The organism is Hyphomicrobium sp. (assembly GCF_041674905.1).
In the GTDB taxonomy this organism is placed as follows: Bacteria; Pseudomonadota; Alphaproteobacteria; order Rhizobiales; family Hyphomicrobiaceae; genus Hyphomicrobium_B.
In genome coordinates this window covers 44,853-51,151 of the sequence record NZ_JBAYUV010000024.1, presented here as the reverse complement: position 1 = coordinate 51,151, position 6,299 = coordinate 44,853, and the positions used below count along the sequence as shown (strand labels likewise).

10 protein-coding genes and 1 tRNA gene are annotated in these 6,299 nt (G+C 58.8%); 4 read left to right on the top strand and 7 right to left on the bottom strand.

From position 1 onward, the window contains the following. The first annotated feature begins 487 nt into the window (after nucleotides 1–487). On the top strand, nucleotides 488–919 hold the full coding sequence (locus tag WC026_RS11085) for a hypothetical protein (RefSeq protein ID WP_372711010.1): 432 nt from the start codon (nucleotides 488–490) through the stop codon (nucleotides 917–919). Here WC026_RS11085 and WC026_RS11080 read toward each other — a convergent pair. The 4 genes from WC026_RS11080 to WC026_RS11065 all read right to left on the bottom strand — a co-directional run bounded on the left by WC026_RS11080 (nucleotide 916) and on the right by WC026_RS11065 (nucleotide 2,188). After that, nucleotides 916–1,218, bottom strand: a complete 303-nt coding sequence (locus WC026_RS11080; protein ID WP_372711009.1) for a hypothetical protein — start codon at nucleotides 1,216–1,218, stop codon at nucleotides 916–918. The genes WC026_RS11085 and WC026_RS11080 overlap by 4 nt on opposite strands. Continuing rightward, nucleotides 1,215–1,565, bottom strand: coding sequence for a hypothetical protein (locus tag WC026_RS11075; RefSeq protein ID WP_372711008.1), 351 nt, complete (start codon nucleotides 1,563–1,565; stop codon nucleotides 1,215–1,217). The genes WC026_RS11080 and WC026_RS11075 overlap by 4 nt, the downstream gene beginning before the upstream one ends. Beyond that, a complete protein-coding gene (locus WC026_RS11070) occupies nucleotides 1,565–1,840 on the bottom strand; it encodes a hypothetical protein (RefSeq protein ID WP_372711007.1) in 276 nt (91 codons plus the stop codon). The genes WC026_RS11075 and WC026_RS11070 overlap by 1 nt, the downstream gene beginning before the upstream one ends. Before the next feature lie 255 nt (nucleotides 1,841–2,095). After that, a tRNA-Ser gene (locus WC026_RS11065) sits at nucleotides 2,096–2,188 on the bottom strand. Nucleotides 2,189–2,356: 168 nt separating this feature from the next. On the opposite strand from WC026_RS11065, the gene WC026_RS11060 reads away from it, so the two are divergent. After that, nucleotides 2,357–2,965 (top strand): hypothetical protein, encoded by a 609-nt coding sequence (locus WC026_RS11060; RefSeq protein WP_372711006.1) that lies wholly within the window; start codon nucleotides 2,357–2,359, stop codon nucleotides 2,963–2,965. A gap of 44 nt (nucleotides 2,966–3,009) precedes the next feature. On the opposite strand, the gene WC026_RS11055 is transcribed toward WC026_RS11060, so the two are convergent. Next, the gene (locus WC026_RS11055) at nucleotides 3,010–3,282 is read right to left on the bottom strand and encodes a sel1 repeat family protein (RefSeq protein WP_372711005.1); all 273 of its coding nucleotides are present in this window, start codon (nucleotides 3,280–3,282) and stop codon (nucleotides 3,010–3,012) included. Between the two features lie 422 nt (nucleotides 3,283–3,704). Between WC026_RS11055 and WC026_RS11050 the strand changes: the two genes are divergently transcribed. Next, nucleotides 3,705–3,968, top strand: a complete 264-nt coding sequence (locus WC026_RS11050) for a hypothetical protein (protein WP_372711004.1) — start codon at nucleotides 3,705–3,707, stop codon at nucleotides 3,966–3,968. A gap of 38 nt (nucleotides 3,969–4,006) precedes the next feature. Here the strand turns inward: WC026_RS11050 and WC026_RS11045 are convergent, their stop codons facing one another. Together WC026_RS11045 and WC026_RS11040 are read right to left on the bottom strand one after the other, a co-directional pair. Beyond that, nucleotides 4,007–4,660: a glutathione S-transferase N-terminal domain-containing protein gene (locus tag WC026_RS11045; RefSeq protein ID WP_372711003.1), complete on the bottom strand. Its 654-nt coding sequence runs from the start codon at nucleotides 4,658–4,660 to the stop codon at nucleotides 4,007–4,009. Between the two features lie 8 nt (nucleotides 4,661–4,668). After that, nucleotides 4,669–5,637 (bottom strand): quinone oxidoreductase, encoded by a 969-nt coding sequence (locus tag WC026_RS11040; protein WP_372711002.1) that lies wholly within the window; start codon nucleotides 5,635–5,637, stop codon nucleotides 4,669–4,671. A gap of 158 nt (nucleotides 5,638–5,795) precedes the next feature. On the opposite strand from WC026_RS11040, the gene WC026_RS11035 reads away from it, so the two are divergent. Continuing rightward, nucleotides 5,796–6,251 carry a hypothetical protein gene (locus WC026_RS11035; protein WP_372711000.1) on the top strand — a complete coding sequence of 152 codons (456 nt, stop codon included), beginning with the start codon at nucleotides 5,796–5,798 and terminating at the stop codon, nucleotides 6,249–6,251. Nucleotides 6,252–6,299 lie beyond the last annotated feature (48 nt).

Here is a 6,299-nt window from a genome sequence, read left to right as displayed (position 1 = left end):
CCTGCTTCATCCCCGCCCTCGCGCCGACGCAGGCACAGGGCTCCAATCTGCCGCACTTTTAGTCCGGCGCGGCCGAACAAATCAGCCGCTTCTGTGAGGGATTATTGCTCCGGCTTTTACAGACGTATCACGTCTCATACATCGGCGACCTAAGCATCTATCTATCGCCCCTGTTTACGAGCGACGATCGGGTAATCATTGCGCCTTACGACCCACACTCGACTCAAATGCAAAAGGGCAAAGAGCCGGAGGCTGCAGGCGTCCCGTACCAGCCCATCTCGCTCACTGGCATGAGCCTAACGAACCTCGGGCTTCTCGCTGGCTTTTTCGAACCGGAACCGACTCTCGCAAATGCTTTGGCCGCTTTCCGACCCTACGGAAATGCGCTCGAAATGCATCGGAACCTTTGGGACTGAGCCTACCGCGGCTCGGCGTGAATGCCGGGCCGTTTTTATTACTAGGTTACGCGGATTGGTGGGGCGACGCGATGAAAGTATCCGAAGAAATGTATAAGCTGCTTCTGGACCAGCAAACGTCCAATTCAAACCTGTCTTTAATCGTCTCAGCGCTAATACTGGCGGTAAATTACGCGCACCTCACTATCGATAAAGTGTCGATTGCTGGGGCGGATATTTCGATCAAAGACCCATTTGTTATAAGCGGTGCGCTTGGGATAATTCTTATTTATTCCGTGCTCGTATCCATCAGATTTCTCTTTGCGGCGCCGCAGTTCGCTAGAATGATTGATCCGGAACACGTGAAGCAAATGGGATCAGTCTCGAAATTGGGTTACGCGTCCATGTTCATTCCAAGTCTGGCCATGGTGTTTGTGCAGCTAGCGGCTGCAATGCTCGCTCTTTGTGTTGCCTGGCCCAGTATCGTGCGCCTCTTTGCGGTTGCCCTAGGCACCCATAGCTAAACTCCCCAAATCCCGTTCTCCTTTAGCCATGTCTCGCCGCGCTCGACGGCATCGTAAAGCGCACTGCTGCCTTCGTAGCAGCCAAGGGCGTCTGCGGCTTCGCATAGATCGCGAATGATGGCGCGGGCCTCCCGGCCACTCGCCAGGGCGCGGGCATTTGCTTCGGTGCGAATGTTCTCCGCAATGACTTCCTTCCCCCGTCCCGGCGAATTTTCATCGACCACAATCCAGCGGGCCAGCCGGTCGGGTGAGCCATCGCGGTTACGCTTGGGCCACGCTGCCCATTTTGGCCCGTTCACTTGCCGCACTCCGCAAGCCACGCCCTGGCGCGCGTAACGGCATAGACGTCACAGTCGGGATGGCAGGTGCTTAGCAAATCTCGGATGATAGCCGAGGCATCGGCGCTAGGCACGTTTTCCCCCGACAGAATTTCAGGGAACGTCCCGACTGTCGCCGCCTTGATGGTCACGCCGTTGAGATGCAGGTCGCCATGTAGTGACTTTGCAACCTGTATCTCAACGGCGGATCGCGGGCCGACATATTCGATGACGCGCAGGACGCGGGCGATTGGTTCGCTTCTCGACCGCAGCGCGCGGCGGCGCCCCTCGTCGCTGGCCTCTATGCGGCCCTGCGCTTCATCGCCCATCACTTCCCCATCTCCTTCAGCCATGCGGACGCTGCGAGAATGATCGGGCTGTCTTCGCCCCAGCGGTCATAGTCGTATCCGTCAACCAGCCGGCGGATGATTTCCACTGGATCACGCAGGGCTGTGATGCGGACAACTCGTGCGCGCTCCGCCTCCCGGCGACGCTCATCGTCAATGATCCGCTGAGCGTCATCAATCGCGCGCTGCGCCAGCACGCGCGCCCGCACAGGGTCCGACTCTAGGTCGTATGGCTCATTTGGCCCGGTCGTGTTCACTGGCAATTCCCTTCAGATGAATCAACAATTCCGCCCTAGCCGCGACGGATTAATCCGTCAACTGATTAATTGCGCTGGCATAACTTCAGCGCTAAAAAATTCGACGAAATTTGTCCTGTCGCCGGTGCGCTTCTGTGGTCCTACAATCACTTAACGGATCGCGCTAAAACGCCAAGTTATGCACAGGCCGGAGTTATGCCGAGTCCGTATACGGATTAAAAATTGTTCAATGATTTCAAGTTGTTATATGGTTAATGGCGGAGACGGAGGGATTCGAACCCTCGATACGCCTATAAAGCGTATGACGATTTAGCAAACCGTTGCCTTCAGCCACTCGGCCACGTCTCCCCAATCAGTGGGTCGCAACCCTATAGAGGCGCGCCCGCCGCAATGCAAGCAACCCGCCCCTCGTTTCCATGACCTTTCCCCGTCTCGACGGATGTTGTCCTGTTCGTTGCCGCAAAGTCGTCCTAGTGTGCTGAAATGGGTATCTCTCTCAGCGGGATGTAAGCCGCCGTGTCGATCGCGATAAAATCACAACTCTGCGTCGCTGCGCTTGTGCTGGTATCCGGGACGTCCGGCGCAGCAGACATCTGCGTCAAGTGCACCGGCCCGGATGCGAGCTACGATTGCGTCGTCAACGGCTCAGCTCCGGCCGATACGGTCACGAAGCTTTATTGCATCACGGCGCTGGCCAAAGTCGGCCCACACGCAAGTTGCGCCATTGACCGCGCCAGCGTTTCTCCGTGCCAGGGAGAACGCAAAGAGTTCACAATTCCTGCGAGTATTGACGGACCTTTCGGCGGAGGGCCGGAGCAGAACGCCAACGCCGGCGCGCCGGTGCTGCCTCCGAATGGTGCGTCTACAAATGGCGCGCCGCTACAGACCGGCCAGGAACCTTCCGGCGAACAACCGCCGCCGCAGACGGCGAACGACGCGCCACCGAAGACGATGAAGGAAATGGTTGAGAAGAGCCCCGTTTCCGCGAGCCTCGCCGAGACGCAAAAGACTGCGGGCGACGCCGCAAAATCGGCCGGAACCGCACTCGAGAAGGCGGGCTCCGCAGTCGGCTCCGCCGCCAAGACATCCTGGAAATGTCTCTCGTCGTTCTTCTCGAACTGCTGAAGACCAAGAGCGGCGGCTATCGATCGCTTAAGCGTGCAACCCGCTCAGTGGACGGTCGAAAGCCACTCGCGCGCACGCTTCTGCGCCCGCATGATTTCCGCCTTGCTCATGTCTCTCGCGAGTTCGAGACGATACCGCTTGGCTTCGTCATTGCCGCGCGACGCGGCGATATTGAACCACTTGTGGGCTTCAACGAGATCGAGCGTCCCGTCGCGTCCCGTGCAGAAACTGAGGCCCAATTCAAAAAGCGCGTCGTGGTGGCCGCCTTGAGCTGCGTATCCCCCGATCTCACGCGATAACATGTCCATACGCGACATTTTTTAAGTTCTCCAATGAGCGCCACAACGCTGGTGAAGGGTTGCGAAGACATCCAGCCGTCAATCGGCATTCTCGTCCTCGCGGCGCGCCATCAGAATTGCAGCGGATGGATGAAATCTCGTAAAAAGCGTCGCAAAATCTCTGTAATACTTAGGGAATTTTCGTTTCAGCACTCACAACCTTCGACGAAAAACGGCACATTTTGTCCAATATGCGGCATACCGTTACGACCCCTTAACGGCGATTGTCATCTTTAACTAACCATGTTTTGAATCCGCCTATGGGCACGCATTCGGTTGCGCGGGGCAGCGCGACATTCAGCGATGGTTCAGCCTCGGTTCGGTAACCATGATCTCGTTGACGGAGAACGTCTTCGCCGAGGGGGTTCGGAGGGTCCGGGACGGAATGTTCCGGACGAGGGATGATGAAGCAGACATTCGTTTGCCGTACGCTCGCGCTTGCGAGCTTCATGGCGCTTGCGGGCTGCGCCCAGGATAGCGGGGCCCGGCCGTCCTACATCGGGCTCATGGACCTCACAGCCGGGGACGCCAGCGCCCAGACCATCTCAACCGAACAGCCGTCGGATGCGACGCGCTACGTGCAGTCGAACAAGGTGCTTGGCGCGATGGCGTTTCAGCGCATCACAGGTCGCACCGTCGATCCTGAGCGTCTGAGCGGCAACTGACAGCGACGAACGTCACCAAGTCTCACGCACGCGGCTCGTCATCCGGCCTCGGGCTTTTTGAGCGCCAGACCTCTCACGACGGCGGGACGTTCGCCGACACGCGACAGCCAGGCTTCGATGTTCGGAAACTTGCGAATATCCTGGCCGATATCCGCCCAGACTCGCGCCCATGTGAAGCTCGCGATATCTGCGATCGAATACGCGCCCGCGATGTACTGGCGACCCTGCAAGCGCTTTTCGAGAACGCCGAAAAGCCGCTCGACCTCCGTCGCATAGCGATCGACGGCATAAGGTATCTTTTCCGTCGCCACATACTTGAAGTGCTTGTATTGCCCGGCCATGGGGCCGAGACCGCCGACCTGCCAGAAGAGCCATTGATCGATCTCAGCCTTGGTACGTTCGCTGGACGGATAAAACGCACCGAACTTGCGGCCGAGATATTGCAGAATGGCGCCGGATTCAAAAAGCGACAGGGGCTGCCCATCCGGCCCGTCGGGATCGACGATAGCCGGGATACGGTTATTCGGCGAAACGGCAAGGAACGCCGGCGCGTGCTGTTCGCCCTTGGTGATGTCGATGAACTCGACGCGATACGGCACGCCAAGCTCCTCGAGCATGATCGCAATTTTGTATCCGTTCGGCGTCGACCAGAAATAAAGCGTGATCGTCTCGTCCAGTCCGTCGTCCTGCATGTCTGTCCTTATGGAACGAGAATAATGGAGCCGGTCGTGCGGCGTCCGGCAAGATCATGATGAGCTTCGTTCGCTGCTTTTAGAGCGTAACGATGATTGACCGCGATCTTGATTTTCCCTGCCAGCACCATCGCAAACAGGTCGGAGGCGTTCTGCTCGAGTTGCTCGCGTGTCGCGGTATAGGCGAAAAGCGACGGACGCGTGGCGAACAGCGAGCCTTTCAATGCCGTCAGCTCGAACGGCGGGACAGGCCCCGAGGAGTTGCCGAACGACACCCACAACCCCGTGGGCTTCAGGCAATCGAGTGATTTCGGAAACGTATCCTTGCCGACGGAATCATAAACGACATCGCAGCCTGCGCCGTTCGTCAGTTCGCTGACGCGCGCAACGAAATCCTCGCGCTTGATATTGATCGTGTGGGTGCAGCCATAGGATTTCGCCAACTCGGCTTTTTCATCCGTGCTGACCGTCCCGATGATCGTCGCGCCAAGCGCACGCGCCCATTGGCAGGCGATCAGCCCGACGCCGCCCGCAGCCGCATGAAACAGCAGGACCGTGTCGGAGCCGACCTTGTACGTTTCGCGCAGCAGATACCGCGCCGTCATGCCCTGCAGCATCATCGCCGCGGCCGTGTCGTATGAGATGCCGTCGGGAAGCTTGATCAGCTTGCTCGCCGGAACGCGCCGGATATCGACGTAGGCTCCCGGCACGCTTCCGTAAGCCGCCCTGTCCCCGACCTTGAAGCCTTCGACATCCGGTCCGACGGCCAACACCTCGCCCGCGCCCTCCGAACCGAGGACCGCCGGCAGACTCGGCAACTTGTAGAGACCATCTCGTTGATAGATATCGATGAAATTAACGCCGATCGCGTGTTGCTTGAGCAAAACCTCGCCCGGACCCGGCTGGCCGACGTCAATCTCCTCGTAGGTCAGAACCTCTGGGCCGCCATAGGCGTGAACTCGCACCGCATACGCCATAATCACGGCTCCTTTTTTCCAGGATTTTGGGTCACAGACAGCCTGACGGCGAATCCGATCCCGCGCCAACAGGCAATTCGCCGCTTCATGGTGCATCCGCCACGAGTCTGCCATGCTGACTTTCTAGGGCCATTTAAAATTATAAACCGGGATTCGCTTTGACCATTTTGGGATCTTCGTCCGACTTCAGGGGACTGCGACTGATCGCGGCGCTTGCGACGTGCTTCGAAATCGCGGGCTGCGCCGGCGCCCCGGACCCCGCATTTGCACAGCAGCGCGGTCTCAAGTGTGTCGACGACAGCAACGTCTGCATCAGCCAGCGCAAGATGGTGTTCGATTCCTACATGGCCGACAAATCTCGCGCCTGGATTAAGCAGCCTGCAGGGCCTCACGAATATGCCTCCGGCGTCCGCCTCATGGCCTACAGCAAGACGCGAAAGGACCTGTCGTGTGAACAGCTTGCCCACGCCAAGGACGAAGCCGACCGTGGTCCGGCGTCGCTCAGCGGCGGCTCCTATGTCGGGCTCACGACAGCGCAGGTGGCGCGCGGCGCAATGCTCGCACGCGAAGTCTCACGCGAGCTTGCCAACGAAATGGCGCGCCGCTGCCGCTAGAACCTCCGATCCTTGAAGAAACATTTCGGTTTTCCTATGTGGCCGGGA